Source organism: Paractinoplanes bogorensis (genome assembly GCF_018829635.1).
Taxonomy (GTDB): domain Bacteria; phylum Actinomycetota; class Actinomycetes; order Mycobacteriales; family Micromonosporaceae; genus Actinoplanes; species Actinoplanes bogorensis.
On the sequence record NZ_JAHKKG010000019.1, the window covers coordinates 130,127 to 156,683 of the forward strand.

Below are 26,557 nucleotides of genomic sequence, written 5' to 3' on the forward strand. Positions count from 1 at the left end.
TACTCCCTCGGGGACGGAAAGTCCGCCCGGCAAAGGGGACAAAACGTCAGTGTCGCGGCCCGTGGATCTGCCGATGCAGGAGCTCCATCCGGCGATCGAGGCGGGCCGCGTCCTCGGCCGCCGCCGCGAGCTCCTCCCGCAGCGCGCCGGGCACCGCCGGGTCGTACTTGTAGTGGATCTTGTGTTCGAGGCTGGCCCAGAAGTCCATCGCGGCCGTGCGCAGCTGCACCTCGACCGGCACCGACACCACCTGCTCGCTCAGGAAGACCGGGATCTCCACGATCAGGTGCAGGCTGCGATAGCCGTTGGCCTTGGGCGCGGCGATGTAGTCCTTGGTCTGGATCAGGGTGATGTCCGGCTGCCGGGTCAGCATGTCGGCCACCGTGTAGACGTCGGAGACGAAGCTGCACACGATCCGGATGCCGGCGATGTCACGGATCCGGGCCCGCAGCGCGTCGAAGGCCATCGGGCAGTTGATCCGCCGGGCCTTGGCGGTGATGCTCGACGTCGTCTTGAGACGCGGGCTGACGTGCTCGATCGGGTTGTGCCGGCCGCGGTGGGTCAGCTCCTCGGTCAGGATGCTGATCTTGGTGCCGATCTCGGCCAATCCGAACTTGTAGACGAGCAGGAAGTGCGACAATTCCTCGCTCATGTCGCGGAACGGCTCGGGTAGCGGGTGCCCAGCCGCCCAACGCGTGATCTCGCGATCGGCGTCCTCGGTCGTCACTGTTCCCGTCTCCTGAGCGCGGCGTCCGCACCTACCGTAGGCGCACCCTGCCACCATCATCCCCGAGACGCCGAAGTGGGCCCGACCTGGGTCCCACCCCCATCAGATCAAGACCGTTTCCCCGTACGGGCGGAGCGCGCGCCCCACTCGTACGGGAAAAGATCCCGCTCCCGTACGACCGGAGCGCGCGGCCCCGGTCGTACGGGAAAAAGGAACTAACGCCCGTAGGCCTGGAACTCCGCCACCCGCACGTTGAGCGCCTGCGGGCTGGCCGTGGCACAGTCCGTGGCCGCCCGCGGGTCGGCGTCCTGCTCACCGGCGAAGTCCGGCCCACCCGTGCACTGGGTGTTCACGACCTCGAGACGCAGGTGCGTGGCCGTCGTCGGCTTGATGTCGAACGACTTCACGACCAGGTCCTTGACCCGGGGACGGGGCGCGACCGACGGGAACGCGTCCGCCTTGCTGGTGAACACGGTCGTGAACTCCGACGCGTTCGCGCAGGTCACCGTGGCCGTCGCGGTGCACGCGAGCACCTTGAACTGCCGCAGCGCCGTGTACCGGTTCTGGGTGCCGGCGTCCACGTCCCCGGTCACCGGGGGCCGCAGCTGGGCGCTGACCTGAACCCGGCGTACGGTCTGGGCCCCTCCGGCCAGGTCGACCGTCACCTGCTTGCCCGCCACCGCGCTGCCGAGCGAGGCCCAGTTGGTGGCCTCGTCGTCGTCCGTGATCCTGGGCAGGTTGACGCCGTCGCCCGTGGCCACCGCACCGGCGGCGCCCGAGGCGAGGTTGTGCGGCATCTTGACGGTCAGCGTGCGGCTCTGGCCCGACTTGAAGGAGGTCTCCTTCACCCGGGCGTGGCCGTAGCCGGGCGCCGCCGCGATGAACCCGTACGAGCCCGCGACCAGCGGGAACGTGTCGGGCAGGGCGGTCGCCGGGTCGGTGTCGGCGATCGCCACGGCACGCGCCTGGTAGTCACCGACGTACAGCTTGGCGTTGGGCACCGGCGCCCCGTTCTCGTCGACCGGACGGAATGTGACCGAGGTCTCCGAGGCGTACGGGGAACTGAAGCTCGGGGTCGGGTTGGCATCGCCCGCACCGACGCTGACCGCGCCCTCACCCAGACCCCGCTTGGCGAACGCGTTCCAGATGATGTCCTGGTTCGCGCCGCCGAAACGCACCTGGTCGGCCGCGATCAGCGCGTCCCGGGCGTCGACCTGGCTGTTCGCGCTGTTGGCGAGCAGCAGGAACGAGTCGAACACGAGCTGCACCCAGCGCCGGTTGCCCGGGCACTCGGTCGCGGCCCGCTTGCCGTTGGCGCACGCCTTGTTCACCGCGGCCGAACCGGCGCCGTAGCGCTTGATGAACGCCTGCCGGATGTCGAAGTTGGTGGCGCTCCACAGCTCACCCGACGCGTGCACCTGAAGGCCGACGAAGTCGTAGTCGACGCTCGAGTAGTTCAGCGGGCTGTCGCTCATGTTGAAGTTACGGATGCCGGCGACGGGGTCGGTCGTCACGTACTGACCGATCGTGTACGCCTTCTGGCCCTTGGGCGCGTACCCGTACTCGTTGAGGTACTCCATCGCCAGCAGGTCGGACCAGCTCTCGCTCATGCCCTGGGGCGAGCTCAGCCCGCCGTCCGGACCGGCGATCATGCGGTTGGTGATGGCGTGGGTGTACTCGTGACCGATCACCGACATGTCGTAGTCACCGTCGACACAGGCGCCGTAGAACCCGGCCGCGATCGGCTGCCACAGGTACATGTTGGTGATCGGCGCCTGCCCGTCGGGCGGGGTGATCTGGTTGGCGTTGTTGCGGGCCTCGAAGTTCGGCGGGCCGCCACTGATCCCGCCGGCCTGCGCGTTGCCCTGCTCGTGGTCGTTGCCCAGGCCACCCGCGGTGCCGTTGTCGTCCTGCATGTTCCAGGTCGCCTCGGTGAAGCCCAGGTGGTACGACCAGTCGTGCATGCGGTTGTGCATCCCGAACAGGTTCGACCGGGCCGCGTCGATGTCGTTCTTCTGCGGCGAGGTGAACACGTCCGGCGAGCACTGCTCCCGGTGCCACTGGTTGGTCCACTTGTAGTCGTAGGCCCGGTTCGGCTTCGGCGTGGCGAATTCGGTGCCCACACTGAACGCGTCGTTGGAGTTCCAGTTCTGCACGGCGATCGTGTTGTTGCCGCGCGTCGTGTAGGTCGGCTCGCCGGTGGCCGGGTCGACGTCCCACGGCAGCTTCGACGCGCTGGTCGCCACGACCTCGTCACAGCCCCGCAGCTGACCCCAGCACCAGGTCAGGCGGTCGTCCGAGTTCGAGTAGTCGAGCGGCGGCGAGGCCGGGAACACGTCCCACGACGGGTCGTCCTCGCTGTGGTCGACGATGTTCTCGCGGACGAGCACCCCGCCGTCCCGCGCGTCGACGTAGCTCGTGTACGCCTCCGGGTCGGTCCCGTTGAGGTCGGCCCCGAAGGTGACCTGGTAGGCCGCCCGCGCCCCCTCGTCGGCGGTCGGCACCGCGACCAGCTTGGTGGCGAGCACCTTGGCCCCGCTCACTCCGGCCTCGTCGGCCGCGATGGTCGCGGCCTGGGCGGCGCTCAGCGTGGCCGGCTCGGGCGCACCCGCGTCCCGCGACAGCGACGAGCTGACGAACCACACCTTGCCGTCGCGCACGGCCACGTTCAGCAGGCCGTCGCGCCCGGCGACGAGGTCACCGAACTTCTGCCGGAAGATCACGACGGCGCCCTGTCCGAGCTTCGACGTGGTCAGCAGCTCCAGTGCCTCCGCGCCCCGGCTGGTCAGGCCGAGAACATCCAGATTCTTTCCCACGTACGCCCGGGCCGCCGCCACCGGATCAGCAGCGAGTCCGGCTTCGAGCGGGTCGGCGCCCGCCGTCAACGCGGCCGGCGTGCCGAGCGCGTTCCAGCGGGCCTCCGCGCCCGCCGCCGCGGCCCGTTGCCCGCTGGTCGGGGCGAGGCGTCCCTTACGGTTGTCGACGAGATCGTCGTGGTGGTCGTCGCCTTGCACCTTCGCGGCTTCGGCGTGCGCCTGGGCCGGGCTCGAGGGCGCCGCGTTACCGCCGGATGAGGCGGTGAGAACGATGGCGGCCGCTAACAGCCCGGCGGCGGTGCCCGCCAACGCACGGGGTGGAGTGCGCACGGTACCTCCTTTGTGGATGGCTTATACCAAGACCATCCGACCGCACGCCGGACCTGCATCAAATAGTCCAAACATCTAAATACATCTATAAGTGCGTGATGCAGTTCTCGATCAGCCCGACCAGCCGGCGTGCGTGGACCCCGTCCGGATCGAGGTCGGGCCGGAAGTCGGCCACGCTCACTCCCACCAGCCGCGGCGACACCACGAGCGGCTCGAGCAGGGCCGCGAGCTGCGCGAAATCCGGACCGCCGCCCTGCCGATAGGTCACCGCAGGCAGCACACCCGGATCAAGCACGTCGACATCGGCATGCAGCCACATCGGCTGCGACCCACCCACGGCCGCCGCACGAACCCCGCGCACGTGTGCGAACACGCCCAGCAGCAGGCTGCAGTCCCCGCCGACGATCAGCGGACGTCGCCCGGGGTGTTCGCGCATCCCGGCACCGAGCGCGGCGGCCAGCGCCCGCAAGCCGTCGGCGATCTTCAAGTGGAGGGGCCGGGAATACTGGCGGGATGGAGAACATGCCCGAGGTGCGCTTCGCGCGGACCGCCGACGGCGTGCGGATCGGCTACCAGGTCTTCGGCCCGGGGCCGGGGCGATGGCGCGCACCGGTGCTGGTGTGGATGCCGTCGCTCAGCAATATCGTCGCGCAGTGGCGGATTCCGGCGATGCGGACCGCGTACGAGGGACTGGCCCGCGACCTCACCGTGGTTCTCTACGACGGGCGGGGGACCGGTGCGTCCGACCGCGACATCGACCTCACCGATCTCGGCGTCGAGGCGCATCTGCTCGACCTGATCGCGGTCCTCGGCGACGCGGGCATCGAGCGCGCCAACCTGCTCGGCTACTACCATTCGGTCGCCACGGCGATCGCCTTCGCGGCCCGCGAGCCGGCGCGGGTCGGGCGGATGGTCCTCTTCGGTGGTGCGCCCCGGATGCGGGAGGCCATGCTGCCCGCGCAGACCCAGGCCCTGCTGTCGCTGGTCGATCAGGACTGGTCGCTGTTCGCCGACGCCGCCGCGACCGCCTGGCTGGGCTGGGACGGCGCCGCCTCCGGGCGATGGACGGCCGAGGCTTTCCGGACCGCCACCACGCCCGCGATCGCCCACGCCTGGTTCGAGGCCGCGAGCAGGATCGATGTGACGGAGGACCTTTCCCGCGTACGCGCGCAGACCCTGGTCCTGCACCGCCAGAGTTCCCAGCAGATCCCCGTCGAGATCTTCCGGCGCCTGACCGGCGCCCTGCGCGACGCACGTCTGGTCGAATTGCCCGGCACCACCCCGACCCTGTTCCTGGAGGATGTGGCGGCCGACCTCGGGCTGGTCACCGGCTTCGTGACGACCGGCCGGGTGGGCCGGGTGTCCTCGAGCGGGCCGGTTCTGACCCGCCGCGAGCAGGAGGTGCTGCAACGGCTCGCGGCCGGAGACTCGAACGCCGAGATCGGCCGTAGCCTCGGCATCGCCGTGCACACCGTCGAGCGGCACCTGGCCAACATCTATCGCAAGCTCGGCGTCGCGAGCCGGACCGCCGCGGTGGCCCACGCGCTGCGGCCGTGATCAGAAGCAACGACCGGCGTGCCGTGTAACGGATTTCCGGGAAGCGGGAGCCGGGCCGGTGGGCGGACACTGCCGGTATGACTTCCTCGCCGCCCGCCGGCTCGACGCTCCGGTTCGCCCGCGTCACCAATCCGCTCATCACCGCGCTGGCCGGCCGGCGCTTCTCCCCGTGGGCCGTCATGCACCACCGGGGCCGGAAGTCGGGCCGCGACCTGGCCGTGCCGGTGGTGGTGATCGCGACCCCGGACTCGTTCGTGATCAACCTGCCGTGGGGCGCCCGCACCAACTGGGTCCGCAACGTCCTCGCGGCCGGCGAGTGCACGATCAGCTGGAGGGGCCGCACCCACCGCGCCGACACCCCGCGCGTCCTCGACGAGGCCACCGCCCGCCCGTACTACTCCAAGGCCACCTGGTGGATCGCCCGCCACCTGTTCCCGGCCGACGCCTGGCTGCTGCTGCGGCGTCAGGGGATGTAGTCCTCCAGTCGCGCCGGGGTCAGACCGGCCTGGTGGATCGCGTTGAGGACAGCCAGGAAGTCGTCGACGAAGCGTGGCCGGAAGTGCATGAGGATGATGTCGCCCGGTTTCACGACGTGTTCCTCCTGGTAGAAGACCTTGCCCTTGTTGGTGGCCTCCTTCCAGAAGAACGCCGCCTTCATCCCGCAGTCGTGCGCCGCCCGCAGGGTGGTGGTGTCGTGGGCGCCGCCGGGTGGGCGGAACAGCGTCGGCCGGTCGCCGTAGAGCTTGGCCAGCTGGTCGGCGCCGCCGCAGATCTCGTGTTTCTGGAACGCGTACGAGCGGCCCTTCAGCACCGGGTGGCTGATCGTGTGGTTCTGGATGGTCGCCCCGGCCGTGCGCAGCTGCGCGAAGTAGGCCGGGTTGTCGCTGATCGCGTTCACCTCGAGGAACAGCGTGATCGGCACGTTCGCGGCCTGGAACAGCTTGAGGGCCAGGGGGTTCTTGTCCCAGCCGTCGTCGATGGTGATGAAGGCGACCTTCTGGTCGGTCGGGATGCGGCTGAGCCAGGCGGCCGTCCCGTTGGTCGGCAGGGTCACCTTGGTCGCGGGCGGCGGCGGCGCGAAACGAGGCACACGCGGGCGCAGGTTGGCCGGGAGTGCGGCGATCGGGTCGGCGGCCGGCGGCACGAGCGCCGCCTCGGTCGGAGCCGGTGACGACGACGGCGAGACCGGCGGCGATGCCGAGGGGGCCGGTCGCGCGCCTTGGCCGCCGCACGCGGCCATCACCGACAGCAACACTGCCATCGTCGCTAAGCGATATGCCCTGCTCAGTCCCATGCGCCCACCTTTGCCCTCACTGCACATCCCTACCAGGGACGCGCAAGCCGGGCGGCCGGGTGGCAGATATCAGCGGACTGTGGCCGCGATCACGCGGTCTTCAGGGCGTTCGTGACGATCGCGCACGCTTCGACGGTGTGCACGGGAACGTTGCCGGCGGCCTTGTCGAGCAGGCGCCGGAACAATCGGCGCTCGTCGTCGTCGAGTGTGCTCAGCGCCGCCTCCTCGGCCTCGGCGACCTGGCCGCAGAGCGCGCCGACCGCCTCGAGCCCGCGCGAGGTGGCGACGATCTGCCGCTGGCGCCGGTCGGCCGGGTTGGGGCGGCGCTCGACGTAGCCGGCCTCGACCAGGTCGTCGATCAGGTAGGTCATCATCGTGCGGTCGATGCCCAGCTTGGCCGCCAGCACGGCCTGACTCGGGGGAGTGCCCTGCACGACCTCGCAGAGGGTCTGATAACCGCGTTCGCCGTGCGGAAAACCGGCAAGCTTGGGGCCGACCATTTCCGCGTACGACCGCAGCAGGGTGCCGAGGGCCGCCCCGAAGTCAGCTGTCGTGTCGCTCACGGCACCATCCTATCTGTTGGACAGATCGTCTTTCCGCAATACTATCTAGCCAGAAGACGATAAGCGCGCGGAGGAGCAAGTGAGCCAGCAAGCGAACAACGTGGTCCTGACCGACGAGGACGGCGGGCTCGATCCGTGGACCGCCGCCGCCTTCCTGGCCGGCCGCGACGACGACGCCCGGATCACCCTGCCCGGGCCGCCCGCCGCGGTGTCCACCGAGATGGCCGACAAGCAGCTCGACAGCCTGACCCTGCTGGCCGGACCCCGGGTCGGACTGCCCCGGAAGCCCAGCCGTTTCGACGACCTGCCCGCCGGGGTGGAGAAGCTCGAGCCCGGCGACCACGGCTATCGCGGACGCAGCTCGACCTACATGCGCGGTGGCCGGCCGGCGCTGATCCTGCGGCCGCGCACCCCGGACGAGGTGGCCGGCGCGCTGGCCTTCGCGAAACGGCACCCCGAGCTGCAGCTCGGCCTGCGCAGTGCCGGCCACGGCGTCAGCGGCCGCTCGACCAACACCGGCGGGCTGATCATCGACGTCGGCGCCATGAACGAGATCGAGTACGACGAGGACCGCGGGATTCTCACCACCGGTCCGGGCGCCACCTGGAAGCAGGTCGCGGCCGTGCTCGACAAGTACGACCTCGCGCTCGGCTCGGGCGACTACGGCGGCGTCGGTGTGGGCGGACTGGCCACGGCGGGCGGCATCGGCTTCCTGTCGCGCGAGCAGGGCCTGACCATCGACCGCCTGCGGGCCGTCGAGCTGGTGCTGGCCGACGGCCGCCGGGTCCGCGCGAGCGCCGACGAGAATCCCGAGCTGTTCTGGGCCGTACAGGGTGCGGGCGCGAACTTCGGGGTCGCCACCTCGTTCGAGTTCGAGGCCGGGGCGGCGGGCGAGGTCGGCTGGGCCCAGTTCGCGCTGGTGAGTCAAGACCTGGTGACCTCCCTGACGGCGTACGGGGAAATCGCTCGGAACGCACCCCGGGACACCACGGTCTTCTGGCTGACCGGCCCGCCCCGGTCGGGACAGTCGGTGATCCAGATGTACGGCCTGGTCAACTCCGGCGATCCCGACACGATCATCGAGCGGCTGACCCCGTTCGCGACCACCGCCATGCTCGCCCAGCAGCAGGTGGTGGTGGCCCGCTACGCCGACGTGATGGCCCAGGCGGGCGACGTCGGGTCCGAGGGGCATCACGGGCGGGGCGAACCGGTGTCGCGGTCGGGGTTCCTGCCCCGGCTGACCGAGGAGTTCGCCCGCGACGTGGAGGCGCTGCTGCGTACCGGGCAGACGTTCTTCTTCCAGCTGCGGCACATGGGCGGGGCGATCGCCGACGTGCCGTCCGGCGCGACCGCCTTCGCGCATCGCACCCCGGAGTTCTCGGTGACCGCGATCGGCGCCGACCGCGACGGGCTCGACGAGGCATGGGACCGGCTGATGGCGCCGCACTTCGACGGGCTCTACCTGAGCTTCGAGACCGACCGGCGGCCCGAGCGCCTGCACGACGCGTTCCCGCCGGCCACGCTGAGCCGGCTGCGCGAGCTCAAGCGGCGCTACGACCCGCAGAACCTGTTCCAGGACAACTTCAACATCGACCCCTCGGCGGATTCCCGCGGAGACATCGACCCCTCGGCGGATTCCCGCGGAGACATCGACCCCTCGGCGGAATCCCGCGGAGACATCGACCCCGGAGGAGCCGGCAATGACTGACTACGGGCACGAACTGCTGTTCGGCACCTTCGTGACGCCGAACCGGAACGCCGTCGACCTGGCCGTGACCGCCGACCGGGCCGGCCTCGACCTGGTGACGTTCCAGGACCATCCCTACCAGCCGGCGTTCCTCGACACGTGGACGCTGATGGCCTACGCGGCCGCCCGCACCGAGCGGATCCGGATCAGCGGCAACGTGCTCAACCTGCCGCTGCGCCCGCCGGCCGTGCTGGCCCGGGCCGCGGCGTCGCTCGACGTGCTCAGCGGCGGCCGGCTCGAGCTCGGTCTCGGGGCCGGCGCCTTCCCGGACGGCGTGGCGGCCATGGGTGGCCGCAAGCTCACCCCGGGGCAGGGCATCGAGGCGCTGGCCGAGGCGATCGGGATCATCCGCGACCTGTGGAACACCGGCACCCGCGAGCGGGTCGATCACCGCGGCGAGTACTACCAGGTGAGCGGGGCCAAGCGCGGTCCCGAGCCGGCCCATGACATCGGCATCTGGATCGGCGCCTACAAGCCGAAGATGCTGGCCCTGACCGGTCGTCTCGGTGACGGCTGGCTGCCCTCGCTGAGCTACCTGCCCGAGGGGGCGGGCTCGTTGCCCGGCATGAACGCGCGCATCGATGAAGCCGCTGTCGATGCCGGGCGGGACCCCTCCGCCGTACGCCGTCTGCTGAACCTCGGGCCGCAGGACGCTCAACCGGAGCAGCTCGCCGATCTCGCTCTGAATCACGGCATCAGCGGCTTCATCGTGGCCGCCGACGACGCCGCCACGGCCGAGATGCTGGCCGCCGAGGTGGCCCCGGCGGTCCGCGACATCGTCAAGCGCGAGCGGGGCTGAGGCCGGCGCGTGCCTCGGCCCGGCCGATCAGCGACGGACACCAGCGGCGTTGGCCGTGATGCCGAGGACGTTCGCGCCCGCGATGCTGTCGGTGCCGGTCAGGTTGACCGTGGCGCCGACCGGCAGCTTGGACAGGTCGGCCTTGACCCCGTTGACCTGGACCGAGGCCTTCGGGTCGACGTTCAGGTTGACGGCGGCCTTGCCGTTGTTGACCGTCACCGTGCCCTTGGCGGCGTCGACGGCCGAGACGGTGCCGTTGAGGTTGAGCGACCAGCGCGACATCGCGGCCAGGTAGGTCGCCGAGTAGGTGCTGCCGTTGCTGACCGTGCCGAGCACCACGATCCGCGCACCGGCGGGCAGGGCGGCGAGCGCCACGGCGCGGCCGTCGAGCGAGACCTTGGCGTTGTCGGCGACCGGATAGGTGCTGGTCGGCGTCTTGGCGTCGAGCGTCAGGTTCTTGACGGTGATCGACTTCGGGGCCACCGACGCGACCGAGCCGGCCGCGGCGAAGGGCAGGACCGTGCCGACGGTGGCGTTCCCGCCGCTGCCGAGGTTCGCGTTCACGCCGTTGCCGACCGAGACGGACGGGCTGACGCCGACCGAGACGGGGTTGGCGCCGCCGACCGAAACGGTGCTCTTGTCCGCGGCCAGGGCGGGGGAGGCGGTGGCCAGCCCGGCGAGGGCGACGGCGGCGACGAGGGCGGCACGGTGGTTGAGGCGCATTCGGGGACTCCTGAAGGATCGTCGTGGTCGAGGTGACCCGAACAATCGGTAGTCGCCCGATTACCTGCAGTACTTGACTGGTGTGGTTCGGGAGCGAGCCGGTTGGCGACCGCACTGTCGGCCGGCCCGCTCCCGAGGCTCAGTTCGGCGTCACCGGCACCACGTCGGGAGCGCCGAGGCGGGTGGCGTCGGCGGTCTCGTCGTCCGGCTGCTCCTGCGACTCGCGTTCGGCCTCCACCCGGACGCGGTAGTGCTCGACCTCGCGGGACTTCTGCTCGTCCGTCCAGCCGAGCACACCCGCCATCAGGTCGGCCGCCTCCTGGGCCGACTCGGTGCCCCGGTCGAAGGTCTCGATCGAGATCCGGGTCCGCCGGGTGAGCACGTCCTCCAGGTGACGGGCGCCCTCGGCGGCGGCGGCGTAGACGATCTCGGCCCGCAGATAGTCGTCGGCCCCGGTCAGCGGCGCCCCGAGCGACTTGTCGTCGGCGATCAGCTCCAGCACCTCGTGCACCAGCGAGCCGTAGCGGCCGAGCAGGTGCTCGACCCGGGCCACGTGCAGGCCGGACCGGTCGGCCAGGATCCGCCGCTGGTTCCACAGCGCCGGATAGCCGTCCGCCCCGAGCAGCGGCACACGGTCGGTGCACGACTTCGGCACCGAGCGGTTCAGTCCGTGCACGGCGGCGTCGACGGCGTCCTTGGCCATCACCCGGTACGTCGTGTACTTTCCGCCGGCCACCACGACCAGCCCCGGTTGAGGACTGCCGACCATGTGCTCGCGCGACAACTGCGAGGTCGCCTCCGACTCGCCCGACAACAGGGGACGCAGACCGGCGTAGACGCCCTGCACGTCCGTACGGGAAAGCGGGGTTGACAGCACGGAATTGACGTGTTCGAGCAGATAGTCGATGTCGGTGCTCGATGCAGCCGGGTGTGCTTTGTCGAGTGACCAGTCGGTGTCGGTCGTGCCGACGATCCAGTGGCGGCCCCACGGGATGACGAACAGGACCGATTTTTCCGTACGCAGGATCAGGCCGGTCGAACTCTGGATCCGATCGCGCGGCACGACCAGGTGGATGCCCTTGGACGCGCGGACGTGGAACTGTCCCCGCTCGCCGACCAGTGCCTGCGTGTCATCGGTCCACACGCCGGTTGCGTTGATCACCTGCTGGGCCCGTACCTCGAAGATCCGGTCGAATTCCAGATCCTTCACCCGTACGCCGGTGACCCGCTCACCCTCGCGGAGGAAGCCGATCACCTCGGTCCGTGAGGCCACGTGCGCGCCGTACGAGGCGGCCGTGCGGGCCAGGAACATCGTGTGCCGGGCGTCGTCGACCTGGGCGTCGTAGTACTGCAGCGCCCCGACCAGCGATTCCTTGCGCAGCGCGGGGCAGACCCGCAGCGCGCTGGTGCGGGTCAGGTGCCGGTGCCGCGGCATGCCCCCGCCGAGCGCGAGCGTGTCGTAGAGCGTGATGCCCGCACCCGTGTATGCGCGCTCCCAGGCCCGGTGCTTGAGCGGGTAGAGGAACTTGACCGGCCGGGCCAGGTGCGGCGCGAGGCGGGACAGGCTCAGGTCGCGTTCGTGCAGCGCCTCCCGGACCAGTCCGAAGTCGAGCATCTCGAGGTAGCGCAGGCCGCCGTGCAGCAGCTTGCTCGAGCGGCTCGACGTGCCGGACGCCAGGTCACGCGCCTCGACCAGGCCGCAGGAGAGGCCGCGGGTGACGGCGTCGAGCGCCGCCCCCGCTCCGACCACTCCGCCGCCGACCACCAGGACGTCGAGCTCGGCGCCGGCCAACGCGGACAGCGCCGAGTCCCGATATTGGGGAGAAAGAGCGACGGTCATAACTATCAGTCCACGTCCACCCAGTTGAGAGTGCGTTCGACGGCCTTCTTCCACTTGCCGTAGCCCTCGGAACGCTGCTCCTCGGACCAGTTCGGCTGCCACCGCTGCGACTCGTTCCAGTTCTCGCGCAGCTCGTCGGTGTTCTTCCAGAAGCCGACGGCCAGCCCGGCCGCGTAGGCCGCGCCGAGCGCCGTCGTCTCGGCCACGACCGGCCGGCTGACCGGTACGCCGAGCACGTCGGCCTGGATCTGCATGGCCAGGTTGTTGGCCGTGATCCCGCCGTCCACCTTGAGCACGTCGAGCGTGACCCCGGAGTCCTGGGCCATGGCGTCGACGACGTCGCGGCTCTGGTAGCAGATCGACTCGAGGGTGGCCCGCGCGATGTGCGAGGCGGTGTTGAAGCGGGACAGCCCGACGATGGCGCCGCGCGCGTCCGAGCGCCAGTACGGCGCGAACAGCCCGGAGAACGCCGGGACGAAGTAGACGCCGCCGTTGTCCTGGACCTCGGACGCCAGCCGCTCGCTCTCCGACGCGTCGTTGATGATGTGCAGCTGGTCGCGCAGCCACTGCACGGCCGAGCCGGTCACGGCGATCGAGCCCTCCAGCGCGTACACCGGAGCCGCGTCGCCGAACTTGTAGCAGACGGTCGTGAGCAGTCCGTTCTCGCTGCGCACGAGCTCGTTGCCGGTGTTCAGGAGCATGAAATTGCCGGTTCCGTACGTATTCTTGGCCTCACCGGGCGCAAAGCACACCTGCCCGACCGTGGCCGCCTGCTGGTCGCCCAGGTCGCCGGTCAGCGGCACCTCACCACCCAGTGATCCGGGCCACCGCGCCACCCCGTACGTGTTGGGGTCGGACGACGGCCGGATCTCGGGCAGCATCGACCGGGGGATGTTGAAGAAACTGAGCAGCTCGTCGTCCCAGTCCAGGGTCTCGAGGTTCATCAGCATCGTGCGGCTGGCGTTGGTCACGTCGGTGAGGTGGTTGCCGCCGTCGACGCCGCCGGTCATGTTCCACAGCACCCAGCTGTCGGTGTTACCGAAGATCGCGTCGCCGCGCTCGGCCGCCTCGCGCACCCCGTCGACGTTCTCCAGGATCCACTGGATCTTGCCGCCGCTGAAGTAGGTGGCCGGCGGCAGGCCCGCCTTGCGCCGGATCACGTCGCCCCGGCCGTCCCGGTCCAGCGCCGAGGCGATCCGGTCGGTGCGGGTGTCCTGCCAGACGATCGCGTTGTAGTAGGGACGCCCGCTGTTCCTGTCCCACACCACGGCGGTCTCGCGCTGGTTGGTGATGCCGAGCGCGGCCAGGTCCTTGGCCCCGAGGTTGGCCTTCTGCATCGCCGTGCGGACGACCGTGACCGTACGCTCCCAGATCTCGGCCGGGTTGTGCTCGACCCACCCGGCCTGGGGCAGGATCTGCTCGTGTTCGAGCTGGTGACGGGCCACCTCGTTGCCGCCGTGATCAAAGATCATGAAGCGGGTACTGGTCGTGCCCTGGTCCACGGCGCCGACGAAGTCAGCCATTTCGTGCCTCCACGCTCGCTTTGGTCTCCTGCTCGGGCAGTCTTCCCGGTTCCAGTTCGCCCGCCTTGGGCAGGAACCGGCCGACCAGCCCCTGATACAGCCCGGCGCCGATCACACCACCGATGATGGGGGCCACGATCGGTATCCAGAAATAGAGATACCCGGTCTGGTCCCGCATAGCCCCGCCGTAGCCGGTCAGGAAGCTGGCGAGTCGTGGTCCGAAGTCACGGGCCGGGTTGATCGCGTAGCCGGCGTTGGTGCCCCACGCCATGCCGATACCGACCACGATCAGACCGACGATGAACGGCGCCATGTTCGCCTGCGGGGGAGTGCCGAGCACGTCGGTGACGGCCAGGATCAGGAACAGCAGGATCGCGGTGCCGATGATCTGGTCGCGGAAAGCGCCCCACTCGCCGACCGGCAGCGCCCCGTTGCCGGGCAGGGTCGAGAACACGCCCTGCGTCTTGATGGTGAGACCGGGGTCGGCCGCGTGCAGCACCTCGGTGTAGTTCCAGCGGACGAGCAGCGCGGCGACGAACGCGCCGAGGAACTGCGCGAGGCTGTACGGGAGTACCTTGCGCCACGAGAATCCCTTGAAGACCGCGAGCGCGATGGTGACCGCGGGGTTCAGGTGCGCCCCGCTGATGCGCCCGGCCACGTAGACGCCGAGCACCACGCCCAGGCCCCACGCCCAGGCGATGCTGTCGTGATCGCCGATGCCGCCGCCGACCACCTGGGCGACGACGCCGACTCCGAACAGGATGAGGATCATGGTCCCGGCGAACTCGGCGGCCAGTTCGGCCACTATGCCCGGAATCTTTAGTCTTTCTGCCATCTAGGCCTCCTGACGGTTGACCTCCAGGACGCTAGGTAGCCACTCGGCCACTAACAATGAACGCCATTCGACAATGTCGAACGCCGACCGCCGGGCACGGTCGCTCCCCGTCATATGTTCGTAACGTGCCGGGCACAGTGCAGTCGATCGAGCGCGCCGCGGCCGTGCTGCGCCTGCTCGCCGGCGGCGCCGGACGGCTCTCCCTGGCCGAGATCTCCCGCTCGCTCGACCTGGCCAAGGGCACCACCCACGGCATCCTGCAGACGTTGCGCAAGGTCGGCTTCGTCGAACAGGACCGGGCCTCCGGGCACTATCAGCTGGGCGCGGCCATGCTGCGTCTGGGCACCGGCTACCTCGACGTCAACGAACTGCGCTCCCGCTCGATCAACTGGGCCGACCCCCTCGCGGCACGCAGCGGGGAGGCGGTCCGCATCGGCACCGTCCTCGAAGGTCAGGTGCTGGTCGTCCACCACGTCTTCCGCCCCGACGACACCTTCCAGACCCTCGACGTCGGCAGCCTTCTGCCCATGCACGCCACCGCACTGGGAAAGGCTCTGCTCGCGTACGGGGCCACGCCGCCCGCCCGGCTCGACCGGTTCACCAGCCGCACGCTGATCAGCCACCGCGAACTGGCCACCGCCCTGCGCGCCGTCCGGGAAGCCGGGTGGAGCACCGACATCGAGGAGTACACGCCCGGCGAGGCCTCGATCGCCGCGCCGATCCGGGCGTACGGGGGACTGGTGGTCGGCGCCATCGGCATCTCCGGACATGTCGAACGCATCTGTGACAGCCACTACCAGCCCCGGCCCCCTCTGGTGGTCAACGTGCGCGACGCCGCCCGAGCGGTGTCCCGTGATCTCGGAGCCGCCCGACGCTGATTCCCGGGAGGGGACCATGACCGAGCGATACGTCGTCGCCATCGACCAGGGCACCACCTCGACCCGGTGCATCGTGTTCGACCGGCGGGGCCAACTGGTCTCCCTGGCCCAGCAGGAGCACAAGCAGTACTACCCGAAACCGGGCTGGGTCGAGCACGACGCGGCCGAGATCTGGCGCAACGTGGAACGGCTCGGCCCCGAGGCGCTGCGCCGCGCCGGAGCCACGATCGACCAGGTGGCGGCGGTCGGCATCGCCAACCAGCGGGAGACCACCGTGCTGTGGGACCGGGCCACCGGCACCCCGATCGGCCACGCCGTGGTCTGGCAGGACACCCGCACCGACACGATGGTCGGGCAGCTCGACGAGGCTCCCGGCGCCGACGGCGTACGGCACCGGTCGGCTCTGCCCCTGGCCACGTACTTCTCCGGCCCCCGGATCCGGTGGCTGCTCGACCACCACCCCGGGGTCCGCGAACGGGCCGAACGGGGCGAGGTGCTGTTCGGCACGATGGAGACCTGGCTGATCTGGAACCTGACCGGCGGCCTGCACGTCACCGACGTCACCAACGCCAGCCGCACCCTGCTGCTCGACGTGCACACGCTCGACTGGTCGCCCGAGTCGCTGGCCTTCTTCGGCATCCCGCGCGCGATGCTGCCCGAGATCCGGCCGTCCGTCGGCGACTTCGGGACGGCCACCGCGGCCTTCCCCGGGGTGGCCATCGGGGCGGCGCTGGGCGACCAGCAGGCGGCGCTGTTCGGGCAGACGTGCTTTGCGCCCGGAGAGGCTAAATGCACGTACGGGACGGGAAGCTTTTTGCTGCTCAACACGGGGAGCGAGCTGGTGCGCTCGACCCACGGCCTGCTCTCTACGGTGGCCTATCAGATCCAGGGCGAGGCGGCCGCGTACGCCCTCGAAGGCTCGATCGCGATCACCGGCTCGCTGGTCCAGTGGTTCCGTGACCAGCTCGAACTGATCGCCAGCGCGCCCGAGATCGAGACCCTCGCCCGCACGGTGACCGACAACGGCGGGTGCTACATCGTGCCCGCGTTCTCCGGGCTGTACGCCCCCTACTGGCGCAGCGAGGCCCGGGGCGTGATCGTCGGTCTGACCTCGTACATCACGAAAGGTCACTTGGCGCGAGCGGTGCTGGAAGCGAGCGCCTGGCAGACGCGCGAGGTGGTCGACGCGATGAACGCCGACTCGGGTCTTGCTCTTTCGACGTTACGCGTCGACGGTGGGATGACGGCCGACAATCTGCTCATGCAGGTCATCGCGGACGTGCTCGACGTGCCGGTGGTGCGGCCGCTGGCCGCCGAGACCGTGTCGCTGGGTGCGGCGTACGGGGCCGGGCTGGCCGTCGGATACTGGCCCGATCTCGAGGGGCTGCGGCGGAACTGGCATCGGGCGGCGCAATGGCTGCCCACGATGGAATCGGCCAAGCGGGAGATCGAGTACGCGAATTGGCAGCGGGCCGTTTCTCGTACCTTTGACTGGATCCAATCCTGACTCTTTTATAGGTGCCTTTCGCTATATGTGGCGCACGATCGAGTTGGCCATCCGGTCGTGGAGGGTGCGCTGGCGCTCGCCGAAGACCATGAAGGAATCGACCCAGAAATAGACGCCGGCGCTGACCAGATTGAGCACCGAACCGAGCAGGCCCTTGATGCAGAACTCGCGCATCGCCATCTGGCCCCAGTCGAGCGGGCGGCCGGTCTGCTGGTCGGCCACGACGTGTCCGAGCAGCTTCTTGGCCGGTGTCTGCCCGTCGGACCAGGTGATCATCGACCAGATGATCCAGCCGATCCACAGCGTCACCAGCATCAGCAGGCTGTCCAGGAGGAGGGCGCCGAAACGGCCGCCGACTGATACCAGGGGCCTTTCCGCGGTCGCGATCGTCGGCGTCGGCAGGGGATAGGCGGCCGGACTGTACGGCTGGAGTTCCGCATTCGCGGGCGGATATTGATATCCGGTCCACTGTCCGGATCGCATATTGGTCGGGTCGCTCATTGATCCTTTTCCTTTACCTGGCGGAGTTCCCAGGCTGACGCGGATTGCTGCGCCGGACCATCACACGGTCGGCCGACCTGTTCCGGCTTTCCGGACCGCCCAGTTTGGTCGACGGCTCGGCGTTCCGGCTTTCCGGACCGCTCGGCTTGGTCAACGCCTCGGCGTTCCGGACCGCCCAGTTTGGTCAACGCCTCGGTGTTCCGGCTTTCCGGGCCGCCTGGCTTGGTCAGCGTCTCGGCGTTCCGGCTTTCTCGGCGCGATCGCAGGCTGGGCCGAGGATGGCGAGGTAGCCCGCCGCTTTCCGCGCCCGGGGCAGGAATCCGCGCAACGCGGCCCGGTCACCCGCCGCCTCGAGCGCCTCCACCAGCAGGAGTGCCTCGTGCGGGATCTCCTCCGGGCCCGGGCGGCGGTTCATCCGCACGAGCCGTTCGGCCAGCTCGCGGGCGGTCGCCACGTCACCCGCGGCCAGGGCCAGCCGGCCCCGCAACACCTCGGCGTTACCCGGATGGGTGAGGTCGATCGCGACCGTGGCGGCCACCTCTATCGCCCGATCGGGTTCGCCCCGGCGGGCCAGGGCCAGCGCCCCGACCAGCGGCCCGCTGCGGATGTACGGGCAGGCCATGCTCGCCTCCGGCCCGCGACGCAACGCGAGATGCTCCTCCAGGTAGGGATCGATCTCGTCGACCCGGCCCAGCTGTTCGAGACAGATCAGCACGGCGGCGGTGCCGTGCAGCCGATCGTGCGGAGACAGGGTGCGGGCCCACTCGTACGAGCGGCGGGCGTGCTCCAGCGCCAGCTCGTAGTCGCCGCGCACACCCCCGATGACCAGGCTGGCGATGGTGTGCCCGAGCGCGCGGTCCCGGTCCCGCCCCTCCAGCTCGACCAGCGCGAGAACGGTGTCGACCGCCTCGGCGTAGCGTTCCTCGAGAAACAGCGCGGCCGACACCCCGACCAGCGCCAGCCCGCGCAGCGAGGCCGACCCGACCCGCCCGGCCAGCGCGCAGGCCTCGTCCGCGGCCCGCCGCCGCTCAGCCACCGGCGCCGGGTCGGCCCGCCCGGTCCACGCCCACCGCGCACCGCACAGGGCGCGCAACGCCAGCAGGTGCGCCTTCGTAGCCGGGTCGGTGACCGCGGCCAGCCCCTCGTCGAGCACCCGGTCCCCGAGCGCCGGGTCAGCCGGCGTCCGGAAGCCACCCCACCGCCCGACCAGCATCTGCGCCGTCTTGAGGCACAGCTGGGCGCGGCGGTCCCCTTTGGGCAGGGCGGTGATCGCCTCCCGCCAGGCCGCGATCGCGTCGTCACCGGCGTACGCGGTCTCGTGGTCGTCCCCGATCGCCTCCAGGGCCTCGGCGCGCTCGGCCGGCCCAGCCGCGAACCGTCGTGCCCGCTGATGCAACTCGAGCGCCCGCCGCACCGCGTACCGACGCCGGGCCCCCACCCCGGCCGCGATCAGCGACCGGAACGCCTTCCCCCGCACCCAGTCGTCCGCGTCCGGCCCGTCCGCGGCCGCCGCGTAGTGCACCGCGACCAGCTCGACCACCTCGTCGATCCGCTCCCGCGACACTTCCTCGAGCCACGCCGCCGCGCCGGCATGCCCCGCGGCCCGTTCAGCTACCGGCAGCCCCGCGTAGGCGACGTCACGCAGCAGAGCATGCTGAAACGCGTACTCATCCTGGTCGGTCACCCCCGACATCGGCCGGACCCGGATCAGTCCCCGGTCCTCCAACGCCCGCAGCTGTCCCGCGGTGGCTCGCAGGGGAGCGGCCCAGAACGTACGCCCGATCACCGCCGCCCGCCGAAGCAGCACTTTCTCGGCCGTCGGCAGCCGGTCGACCCTCTCGGCGAGCAGCGCGTGCAACGTGTCCGGAAGTGCGCCGTGCCCGCCCTCGGCGACATGCGCGGCCAGTTGACCCAGGTAGTAGGGGTTGCCGTCCGCCCGGTCAAGAATCTGAGTGCGTCTCCGCCCATCGAGTCGCGACGCCCCCGGTAGCCCGTCCAGCAGGGCGCGACCGTCCTCGACGTTGAGAGCTCGCAGCGACACAATGTCCGCGTCCCTGAGCGTGGGCCGCTCTCGTTCGTCTCCTCGGTCTCTCGCTTCTTCCGGCGCTTCCTCTTCTTCTCTTCCCTGGCGCTGGTCGTCCGGTTCTCCCCGGCGCTGGTGGTCTGGTTCTCCGTGGCGCTGGTCGTGCGATTGTCCCTGGCGCTGGTGGTCTGGTTCTCCGTGGCGCTGGTGGTCTGGTTCTCCGTGGCGCTGGTGGTCTGGTTCTCCGTGGCGCTGGTGGTCCGGTTCTCCCTGGCGTTGGTCGTCCGGTCGGATCCGGCCGTGTCGTTGGCCAAGGTCGCCTCGCGGGGTCCGCTCCTCGAAGAACTCCGGCCGAGCCGTGGTCAGCACCACGACCGGCCCTTCAGCGCGGTTCACGAGGCGGGTGAGCATGGCGATCAGCGGCGCCCCGGCCCAGTGCAGATCCTCCACGATCAGCAGCAGCGGCCCCTTCGCCGCGAACGCGCTGGCCAGCCGCGGCCAGGCCCGCCCCAGCGCATCGTCCACGTCCCGCGGATCGGCCGAATCCAGCGGATTACCCGGCAGCCGGATACCAGCCGTGGTGGCCAGCGCGAAAACCGTCGCCTCACCGAGCAACGGCGTGAGCTGTTCGGTAAGACGCAACCGCCCCGATTCCCCCGAGTCCCCGAGCGGAATCCCACAGGCCTCCCGAAGAATCTCACCCAACGCCCAGTAGGTGATACCTTCCCCCGCCGCGAGACACCGCCCGCGCAACACCCGAAGCCCCGGCCTCCGCGCGACCACTTCATGCACCAGCCGCGTCTTCCCGATCCCGGCCGGCCCGGTCACCGTGATAAGCCGCGGCCGCCGGCTGCCGGCCGCCTCATCCACCAGGCTGAGGACCGCCCGCAGCTCCTCGGCCCGCCCCACCATCGGCGGTTCGGCCCCGGCTTCCCCCACCCCGAGCGAGGCCCCGACAAGCCGCCACACGGCCGCCCGGTCACCGCGCGCCCCAGGCAGCCGCAGCCCGGCCGCGCGTTCGCTGTCCGCTGTCCGCTCACCGCGCGGCGTGGGCAGCTGCAGCTCGGCCGCGCGTTTGCTGTCCGTCGTCCGCTCACCGCGCGGCGTGGGCAGCTGCAGCTCGGTCGCGGGTTTGCCGTCCGCCGTCTGCTGATCGTCCGCAGGGGGAGGGTGTTTGTTTGACCGTTTGCCGTCCGCGGGGCCTGAGGGCTGGAGCCGGCGTTCGCTCATTACGGCGCGCTCGCTGTCGTGGCCGGTCGGATCGTCGGCTGCACGGAAGCGGAAGTCGCCGTAGCGGACGGCAGCCTGCCCGGTGCGGTCATCAGCGAGCAGGCTGCCCGCGTCGGCGGCGGCGCGCAGGTCGGCCGCAGCGTCGAGCACCACACCGCCGATCCGTTGCACGACGCTGTCACTCAGGGTGCCGATCCGCGACGCGCCCAGGCCACCGCTCGGTGCAATGATCTCGCCGGTGGCCACGCCCATCCGCACCGGCGACCCAACCCGTTCCAGAATCTCGTGACCCGCCCAGAGCGCCCGCGCCGCGTGATCCTCCCGCGCAACCGGATACCCGAACACTCCGATCACCCCACCACCGAGCAGGGGCCGCACCGCACCGCCCCAGCGCACAACGACCTCGCTGATCGCAGCGGTCCACTCACCGATCTCCCGGCGAGCACGCTCGGGATCAGGATCAACCGCCGCCCCACGCACACCCCGAAGGTCCACGTCGAGCACCGTGACCAGTTTCCGCTCCTCTCGCACCGGCTCATCGCGCGTTCCTTCATGGCGCGTTCGCTCATCGTCTGGTCGCTCGCTGCGGGGTCGGTCTGCGTGCTGTCGTCGGTCGTGCGGTCGGTGGTCGCGCGTTTGCTCGCCGCTCGGTAGCTCATCGCGCAATCGCTGATCGTTTGGTTGCTCGCTGCGGGGTCGGTCTGCGTGCTGTGGTCGGTCGTGCGGTCGACGATCGCGCGGTCGCTCTTCGCGCGGTCGCTCTTCGCGCGGTCGCTCTTCGCGCGGTCGCTCTTTGCGCGGTCGTTCATGGCGCACCCGGTCATCGTGCGGTCGCTTTTCGCCTGGCCGGTCTTCGCTCGGTTGTTCATCGCGCAGCTGGGCGTTGCGCACTCGCTCATCCTGGTGCACCGGTCTGCGGCTCTCGCCCAGTTCGCCCAGCGTTCCTGACGGCGGGCCGTCCATGACCGTTGAATGTTCGGTTGGGGCACCGTCCGGTGCGGACGAGATGAGCGATGCGTGCAATCTGCGCAGTTCGGCGGACGGTTCGATGCCCAACTCTGCGCGCACGTGCGCGGCGAACTGTTCGTAGCGACGCAACGCTCGATGACGGTGGCCCTCGTCGGCGTCCAAGCGGATCAGCTGGATGTGCGCGCTCTCGTGCAGCGGATCGAGCAGGATCGCGCGTTCCAGGTCGGTTCTGGTTGCGCGAGTGAGCAACAAACCCACGGCGACATCGCGCAAATGGACACGGCGCTGGTCCACCCAGTCGTCGAACCGGTTCTCCGGCAGCAGGTCACCACCGTAGAGCGCGATCGCCGCCTCGACGTCCCCGCGGCGCGCGGCGGCCTCGAAAGCGTCCGCATCCGTCCACCGCCCGGCCGGGTCCAGGTCGAGCATGTCGTCGTGTGAACGCAAGCGGTCCGCGCCGAGCACCCGCCGTGCGAAGTGCAGGGACTTGTTCAACCGGCCCTGTCCCAGGCCGGGGGCGGCGTCCGGCCAGAGCAGGTCGATGACCTGGTCACGGTGCAGACGACCGTGCACCGCGAGCAGCTTGACCAGGGCGATCGCGCCGGTGCGCTGCCATTCGCCGTCGGGCACGGTGCGGCCGGCGACCTCCACCTGGAAGCCGCCGAGCAGGTAAACGCGCAGTCCGGCCGGCACGACGGTGATTGTCCGCCGCGTTTCCGTGCGATGCGGACAACAAACGGACAGAGAACGGAAATCGAGGTGGCTACTTTGCCGACGACCTCATCCGTACGGGAAGGAAATGCCATGACGGCGACGACGGTGGACGAGCAGCGGTTGATGAACTTCGTGTTCAAGGCGGTCGGTGACTTCGGTGCGCAACTGAGCGGCGCGCTGGCCGTGATCGGGGACAAGTTGGGGCTTTATCGGGCGATGGCGGGGGCGGGGCCGTTGACGGCCGGCGAGCTGGCCGCACGTACGGGAACGGCCGAAAGGTACGTACGGGAATGGCTGTGTGCGCAGGCCGCGGCCGGCTATGTGGAGTATGCGGGCGATGAGCGGTTCGTTCTGCCGGCCGAGCACGCGATCGCGCTCACCGACGAGAGCAGCCCGGCGTGCGTGATCGGCGGGTTCGAGCTGATGCTGGCGGCCGTGCGGTCGACCGACCGGCTGATCGAGGCCTTCCGGACGGGCGAGGGCGTGGGCTGGCACGAGCATCACCAAGACCTGTTCTCGGGGTGCGAGCGGTTCTTCCGTCCGGGCTATCACGCGAACCTGGTCGGCTCGTGGATCCCGGCCATGAAGGACGTGGAGGAGCGGCTGCGGGCCGGGTCCCGGGTCGCCGACGTCGGGTGCGGGCTCGGCGCGTCGACCGTGCTGATGGCCTCGGCATATCCCGAGTCGACGTTCGTGGGGCTGGACTATCACGCCGGTTCGATCGCCGACGCGCGCGAGCGGGCCGCCGCGGCCGGGGTCGGCAACCGGACGCGGTTCGAGGTCGGGCGGGCCGCGGAGCTGTCCGGCACGTACGACCTGATCTGCCTGTTCGACTCCCTGCACGACATGGGCGACCCGGTCGGTGCCCTGCGGCACCTGCGGGACCGGCTCGACCCGGCGGGCAGCCTGCTGCTGGTGGAGCCGTTCGCGGGGGACACTGTGGCGGCCAACCTCAACCCGGTCGGCGCGGTCTACTACGGCGCTTCGACGCTGCTCTGCACACCGAACTCGTTGTCCCAGGAGGTCGGCGCCGCCTTGGGCGCGCAGGCCGGCGAGTCCCGGTTGCGCGCGGTGGCCGCCGAGGCGGGCTTCTCGTCGTTCGAGCGGGTCGCCGAGACGCCGTTCAACCTGGTGTTCCAGGTCCGGCCGTGACGGGTCCTTGACGCAACCGTTTGGTTGCCATAGGTTTGTGGGCAACCAAACGGTTGCTATTTGAGGAGACGGACATGGGATTCCCCGACCGGATTGAGCGAACGCTCGAGATCGCGCATCCGATGGACAAGGTGTGGGCCGCGCTCACCACCGCCGAGGGGCTGGGCACCTGGTTCGGCAACACGGCCGAGGTCGACCTGCGCGTCGGCGGACAGGCCAAGCTGACCTGGACGAGCGGCGACACCGCGATCCTGACCATCGAGCGGGTCGAACCGACGACGGTGTTCGCCTACACCTGGCCGATCCATGGACTGCCCGAGGGCGACCCGCGCCGCACCTATGTGGAGTTCACGCTGGCCCCGACCGCCCGGGGCACTACGCTGACCATGGTCGAATCCGGATTCGCGCAGATGCCGGAGGGTGAGCACAAGACGGCGTTCTCGGGCAACACCGAGGGCTGGACGAACGAACTGGGTGAGCTGGTCGCGTATCTCGATGGAAAACTCTGACCTGGAGACGGTGGCGCAGGAGGTCTTCTCGGCCCTGGCCGATCCGAGCCGGCGTGGCATCCTGGCCGCGCTGGCGGCCGGGGGACCGGCCACCGCGACCGACCTGGCGGCCCGCTTGCCGATCACCCGGCAGGCAATCGCCAAGCACCTCGCGCTGCTGGCCGAGGCGGGCCTGGTGGTCGCCGAGCCGGGCGAGCGGCGGCGGGTGCGCTACCGGCTCGACTCCGCGCCGATGAAGATCGCCCAGCAGTTCCTGGCCGCCCTGGCCCGGGACTGGGACGGGCCGCTGGCCGCGCTGCGCGACCGTCTCGGATAAGGGATGCGCGCGCGACCGCGTGTGGCGAGCGGAGTGGCTCAGACGGACGTGCTTGCGTGGGCCCGGCCGGTACTCTGCCTGACCTGCAGGGCGGCCGGGAAGACGACGCGCCAGTGGTCGGCGATCTGCTTGTTGATGAGGGCCCGGGTCGCAGCGGCGGCCATGGCTTCGACCGGCTGGTGCACCGACGACATCGGCGGGGTGGCGCACTCGGCGATCACGCTGTCGTCGAACCCGACCACGGCGACATCGTGCGGTATGCGCAGCCCCGCGTCGCCCAGCGCCTGCATCGCGCCGGTGGCGAGCAGGTCACAGGCGGCGAAAATGGCGTCGATCTCGGGATGCTCGGCCAGCAGCCGCTGGGTCAGCGCGTAGCCGGCTTCGCGGCGGAACTTGCCGGTGGCCGAGATGTCGGGCAGGTCGAAATCCCGGATCGCGCGCCGCCAGCCCTCACGCCGGCCCTCGGCGCACGAATTGCCGTCCGGGCCGTGCAGGGCGGCGATGCGGCGGCGGCCTGTCTCGTGCAGGTGCTGCACGGCGGCGTACGCACCCTCGGGGTTCTCCATGCCGACGAACGGGAGCCCCGGCACGGTCGGGCCCATGGTGACCACCCGCTGGCAGCGGCGGTAGAAATCGGCGGCCAGCGCGGGCGGGACGTTGATCAGCAGGACGCCCAGGCTGACCGAGGCCGCGATCCGGTTGAGCAGGGCGGCGGTGTTCAACTCGTCCACTACGTGCACACGTAGTTGCGCGTTGCTGCCCGCGAGCTCCTGCAGGATGCCGGCGGTGACGCGCCCGTAATAAGGACTCGTGCCGAACACGGTCGTCTCGTCGACGATCACCAACTCGACCACATCGCCATGACCGGACGCGAGCGCGCGGGCGACCGGATCGGGCCGGTAACCCAGGTCGGAAATCACCCGGCGTACGTGGTCACGTGTCTGCGCCGACACCCCGGGCGCGTCGTTGATCACCCGGGAGACGGCCGCCTTGGACACGCCGGCCTCGGCCGCGACGTCGGCCAGCGTCGGTCTCCTCTGCGCCATCCGGCCAGTGTAGGAGGCTTGGGACCGCTCCCGTCATCAGGATTTCAGGTACCCGACCACGTCCACGGTGACATTTGCCGAGGTACGGGCGTTGTTCTGAACGGTCAATCCGCCACCTGTGCCGAGGCTCACCCGGGCGGTGGCGTTGCCCGGCTGTCCGGCGGCGTGGGTGGCGATGACCGAGACGGGCGCGACGGTTCCCGCTCCGTGCAGGCGGAGGCTGCCCGCGCTGGTCACACCGTTGACCGAGACGTTCACGAGCACCGTTTTCGCCGTCCGAGGCACTCCCGCGTGCCCGGCCACGGCAAAAGTGAGCGATGTTGTTGCTTTCAAACCCCGGGTTTCCAGTACGCGGGCAGGCGTCACCGGTTGATAAGCGCCGACGCGGTACCAGCCGACGAGGTTCGCGGCCAGATGGGCGGAGCCGCTCGACTGATTGCGCAGGGTGATCCGGCCGTTCCGCCCGATCGGGACGACCAGCCGCTGCGTGACTGCCTGGCCCGGGTTGTGGATGTTCGTGGCCACCGCCGGCGGCCGGCTCCCGGCCGGATACGCCAGGATGCCACCGCCGGCCCGGCCACGAGCGACGGCGACGTCGAGCGCGACGGCCGCCACGTTCGTCCCGCGCACCCCGAACGTCACTTCCTTCTGCGGTCCGACCTGCACCGGGAGCAGGGCCCGGGTCGGCGTGACCGGCATGTACGCGGTGGCAGGCTGATCGGCCGGCCGAATGCGCGCGCCCCCGTCCTCAGCGCGTGCCGCAGCGGGGATGCTGAGCACCAGCCCGGTCGCGAGCACAGCACTGATCGCGGGGCGGTGACGGCTGGTCCGCGACGTGCAGTCCGCGCGCTTCGTGGTGGCGGGAGAGAGCGCGGCTAAACGGGCACAGCGGACAAATGGCATGCAGGACAGCATGGGCCGCGAGAGCCTCGGTCACAACTGACGCGCCGTAGGCCCG

General features: G+C 70.3%; 22 protein-coding genes. 9 read left to right on the forward strand and 13 right to left on the reverse strand.

What is annotated here, in order from left to right; genetic code table 11:
* Nucleotides 1-46 precede the first annotated feature (46 nt).
* The 3 genes from KOI35_RS43455 to KOI35_RS43465 form a co-directional block, all read right to left on the reverse strand.
* Nucleotides 47-727, reverse strand: coding sequence for a GTP pyrophosphokinase (locus KOI35_RS43455; RefSeq protein WP_308121420.1), 681 nt, complete (start codon nucleotides 725-727; stop codon nucleotides 47-49).
* A 215-nt stretch (nucleotides 728-942) separates the two neighbouring features.
* Complete coding sequence (locus tag KOI35_RS43460; RefSeq protein WP_215795610.1) at nucleotides 943-3,873, reverse strand: M36 family metallopeptidase; 2,931 nt, start codon at nucleotides 3,871-3,873, stop codon at nucleotides 943-945.
* Between the two features lie 85 nt (nucleotides 3,874-3,958).
* Nucleotides 3,959-4,360 (reverse strand): arginase family protein, encoded by a 402-nt coding sequence (locus tag KOI35_RS43465; protein ID WP_246614734.1) that lies wholly within the window; start codon nucleotides 4,358-4,360, stop codon nucleotides 3,959-3,961.
* A 26-nt stretch (nucleotides 4,361-4,386) separates the two neighbouring features.
* On the opposite strand from KOI35_RS43465, the gene KOI35_RS43470 reads away from it, so the two are divergent.
* Both KOI35_RS43470 and KOI35_RS43475 read left to right on the forward strand, forming a co-directional pair.
* The gene (locus KOI35_RS43470) at nucleotides 4,387-5,430 is read left to right on the forward strand and encodes a LuxR C-terminal-related transcriptional regulator (protein WP_215795611.1); all 1,044 of its coding nucleotides are present in this window, start codon (nucleotides 4,387-4,389) and stop codon (nucleotides 5,428-5,430) included.
* A gap of 77 nt (nucleotides 5,431-5,507) precedes the next feature.
* Nucleotides 5,508-5,906 (forward strand): nitroreductase family deazaflavin-dependent oxidoreductase, encoded by a 399-nt coding sequence (locus KOI35_RS43475; protein ID WP_215795612.1) that lies wholly within the window; start codon nucleotides 5,508-5,510, stop codon nucleotides 5,904-5,906.
* On the opposite strand, the gene KOI35_RS43480 is transcribed toward KOI35_RS43475, so the two are convergent.
* Entirely contained in the window at nucleotides 5,894-6,691 is a 798-nt protein-coding gene (locus KOI35_RS43480; RefSeq protein ID WP_246614735.1) for a polysaccharide deacetylase family protein, read from the reverse strand. The two genes, KOI35_RS43475 and KOI35_RS43480, sit on opposite strands and share 13 nt — an antisense overlap.
* 122 nt (nucleotides 6,692-6,813) lie before the next feature.
* Nucleotides 6,814-7,287: a MarR family winged helix-turn-helix transcriptional regulator gene (locus KOI35_RS43485; RefSeq protein WP_308121421.1), complete on the reverse strand. Its 474-nt coding sequence runs from the start codon at nucleotides 7,285-7,287 to the stop codon at nucleotides 6,814-6,816.
* Nucleotides 7,288-7,366: 79 nt separating this feature from the next.
* On the opposite strand from KOI35_RS43485, the gene KOI35_RS43490 reads away from it, so the two are divergent.
* Together KOI35_RS43490 and KOI35_RS43495 are read left to right on the forward strand one after the other, a co-directional pair.
* Nucleotides 7,367-8,995 (forward strand): FAD-binding oxidoreductase, encoded by a 1,629-nt coding sequence (locus KOI35_RS43490; RefSeq protein WP_308121422.1) that lies wholly within the window; start codon nucleotides 7,367-7,369, stop codon nucleotides 8,993-8,995.
* Entirely contained in the window at nucleotides 8,988-9,833 is an 846-nt protein-coding gene (locus KOI35_RS43495) for an LLM class flavin-dependent oxidoreductase (protein ID WP_215795614.1), read from the forward strand. Before KOI35_RS43490 ends, KOI35_RS43495 begins: the two co-directional genes overlap by 8 nt.
* Nucleotides 9,834-9,860: 27 nt before the next feature.
* Here the strand turns inward: KOI35_RS43495 and KOI35_RS43500 are convergent, their stop codons facing one another.
* The 4 genes from KOI35_RS43500 to KOI35_RS43515 all read right to left on the reverse strand — a co-directional run bounded on the left by KOI35_RS43500 (nucleotide 9,861) and on the right by KOI35_RS43515 (nucleotide 14,754).
* Nucleotides 9,861-10,556: a hypothetical protein gene (locus tag KOI35_RS43500; protein ID WP_215795615.1), complete on the reverse strand. Its 696-nt coding sequence runs from the start codon at nucleotides 10,554-10,556 to the stop codon at nucleotides 9,861-9,863.
* A 139-nt stretch (nucleotides 10,557-10,695) separates the two neighbouring features.
* On the reverse strand, nucleotides 10,696-12,396 hold the full coding sequence (locus KOI35_RS43505) for a glycerol-3-phosphate dehydrogenase/oxidase (RefSeq protein WP_215795616.1): 1,701 nt from the start codon (nucleotides 12,394-12,396) through the stop codon (nucleotides 10,696-10,698).
* Between the two features lie 5 nt (nucleotides 12,397-12,401).
* Nucleotides 12,402-13,919 carry a glycerol kinase GlpK gene (gene glpK, locus KOI35_RS43510; protein WP_215795617.1) on the reverse strand — a complete coding sequence of 506 codons (1,518 nt, stop codon included), beginning with the start codon at nucleotides 13,917-13,919 and terminating at the stop codon, nucleotides 12,402-12,404.
* On the reverse strand, nucleotides 13,912-14,754 hold the full coding sequence (locus tag KOI35_RS43515) for an MIP/aquaporin family protein (protein WP_215795618.1): 843 nt from the start codon (nucleotides 14,752-14,754) through the stop codon (nucleotides 13,912-13,914). The genes glpK (KOI35_RS43510) and KOI35_RS43515 overlap by 8 nt, the downstream gene beginning before the upstream one ends.
* A gap of 125 nt (nucleotides 14,755-14,879) precedes the next feature.
* Between KOI35_RS43515 and KOI35_RS43520 the strand changes: the two genes are divergently transcribed.
* Nucleotides 14,880-15,632: an IclR family transcriptional regulator gene (locus KOI35_RS43520; protein WP_215795619.1), complete on the forward strand. Its 753-nt coding sequence runs from the start codon at nucleotides 14,880-14,882 to the stop codon at nucleotides 15,630-15,632.
* A 16-nt stretch (nucleotides 15,633-15,648) separates the two neighbouring features.
* Nucleotides 15,649-17,139 (forward strand): glycerol kinase GlpK, encoded by a 1,491-nt coding sequence (glpK, locus tag KOI35_RS43525; RefSeq protein WP_215795620.1) that lies wholly within the window; start codon nucleotides 15,649-15,651, stop codon nucleotides 17,137-17,139.
* 21 nt (nucleotides 17,140-17,160) lie between these two features.
* On the opposite strand, the gene KOI35_RS43530 is transcribed toward glpK (KOI35_RS43525), so the two are convergent.
* Entirely contained in the window at nucleotides 17,161-17,640 is a 480-nt protein-coding gene (locus KOI35_RS43530) for an RDD family protein (protein WP_215795621.1), read from the reverse strand.
* A 226-nt stretch (nucleotides 17,641-17,866) separates the two neighbouring features.
* A complete protein-coding gene (locus KOI35_RS43535) occupies nucleotides 17,867-22,555 on the reverse strand; it encodes an ATP-binding protein (RefSeq protein WP_215795622.1) in 4,689 nt (1,562 codons plus the stop codon).
* 111 nt (nucleotides 22,556-22,666) lie between these two features.
* Between KOI35_RS43535 and KOI35_RS43540 the strand changes: the two genes are divergently transcribed.
* From KOI35_RS43540 to KOI35_RS43550, 3 genes are all read left to right on the forward strand, one after another.
* Nucleotides 22,667-23,728 carry a class I SAM-dependent methyltransferase gene (locus tag KOI35_RS43540; protein WP_215795623.1) on the forward strand — a complete coding sequence of 354 codons (1,062 nt, stop codon included), beginning with the start codon at nucleotides 22,667-22,669 and terminating at the stop codon, nucleotides 23,726-23,728.
* Between the two features lie 74 nt (nucleotides 23,729-23,802).
* Nucleotides 23,803-24,237, forward strand: coding sequence for an SRPBCC domain-containing protein (locus KOI35_RS43545; protein ID WP_215795624.1), 435 nt, complete (start codon nucleotides 23,803-23,805; stop codon nucleotides 24,235-24,237).
* Complete coding sequence (locus KOI35_RS43550) at nucleotides 24,224-24,553, forward strand: ArsR/SmtB family transcription factor (RefSeq protein WP_215795625.1); 330 nt, start codon at nucleotides 24,224-24,226, stop codon at nucleotides 24,551-24,553. Before KOI35_RS43545 ends, KOI35_RS43550 begins: the two co-directional genes overlap by 14 nt.
* A 38-nt stretch (nucleotides 24,554-24,591) precedes the next feature.
* On the opposite strand, the gene KOI35_RS43555 is transcribed toward KOI35_RS43550, so the two are convergent.
* Both KOI35_RS43555 and KOI35_RS43560 read right to left on the reverse strand, forming a co-directional pair.
* Nucleotides 24,592-25,599, reverse strand: a complete 1,008-nt coding sequence (locus tag KOI35_RS43555; protein ID WP_215795626.1) for a LacI family DNA-binding transcriptional regulator — start codon at nucleotides 25,597-25,599, stop codon at nucleotides 24,592-24,594.
* Between the two features lie 36 nt (nucleotides 25,600-25,635).
* Nucleotides 25,636-26,514 (reverse strand): hypothetical protein, encoded by an 879-nt coding sequence (locus KOI35_RS43560; RefSeq protein ID WP_215795627.1) that lies wholly within the window; start codon nucleotides 26,512-26,514, stop codon nucleotides 25,636-25,638.
* Nucleotides 26,515-26,557 lie beyond the last annotated feature (43 nt).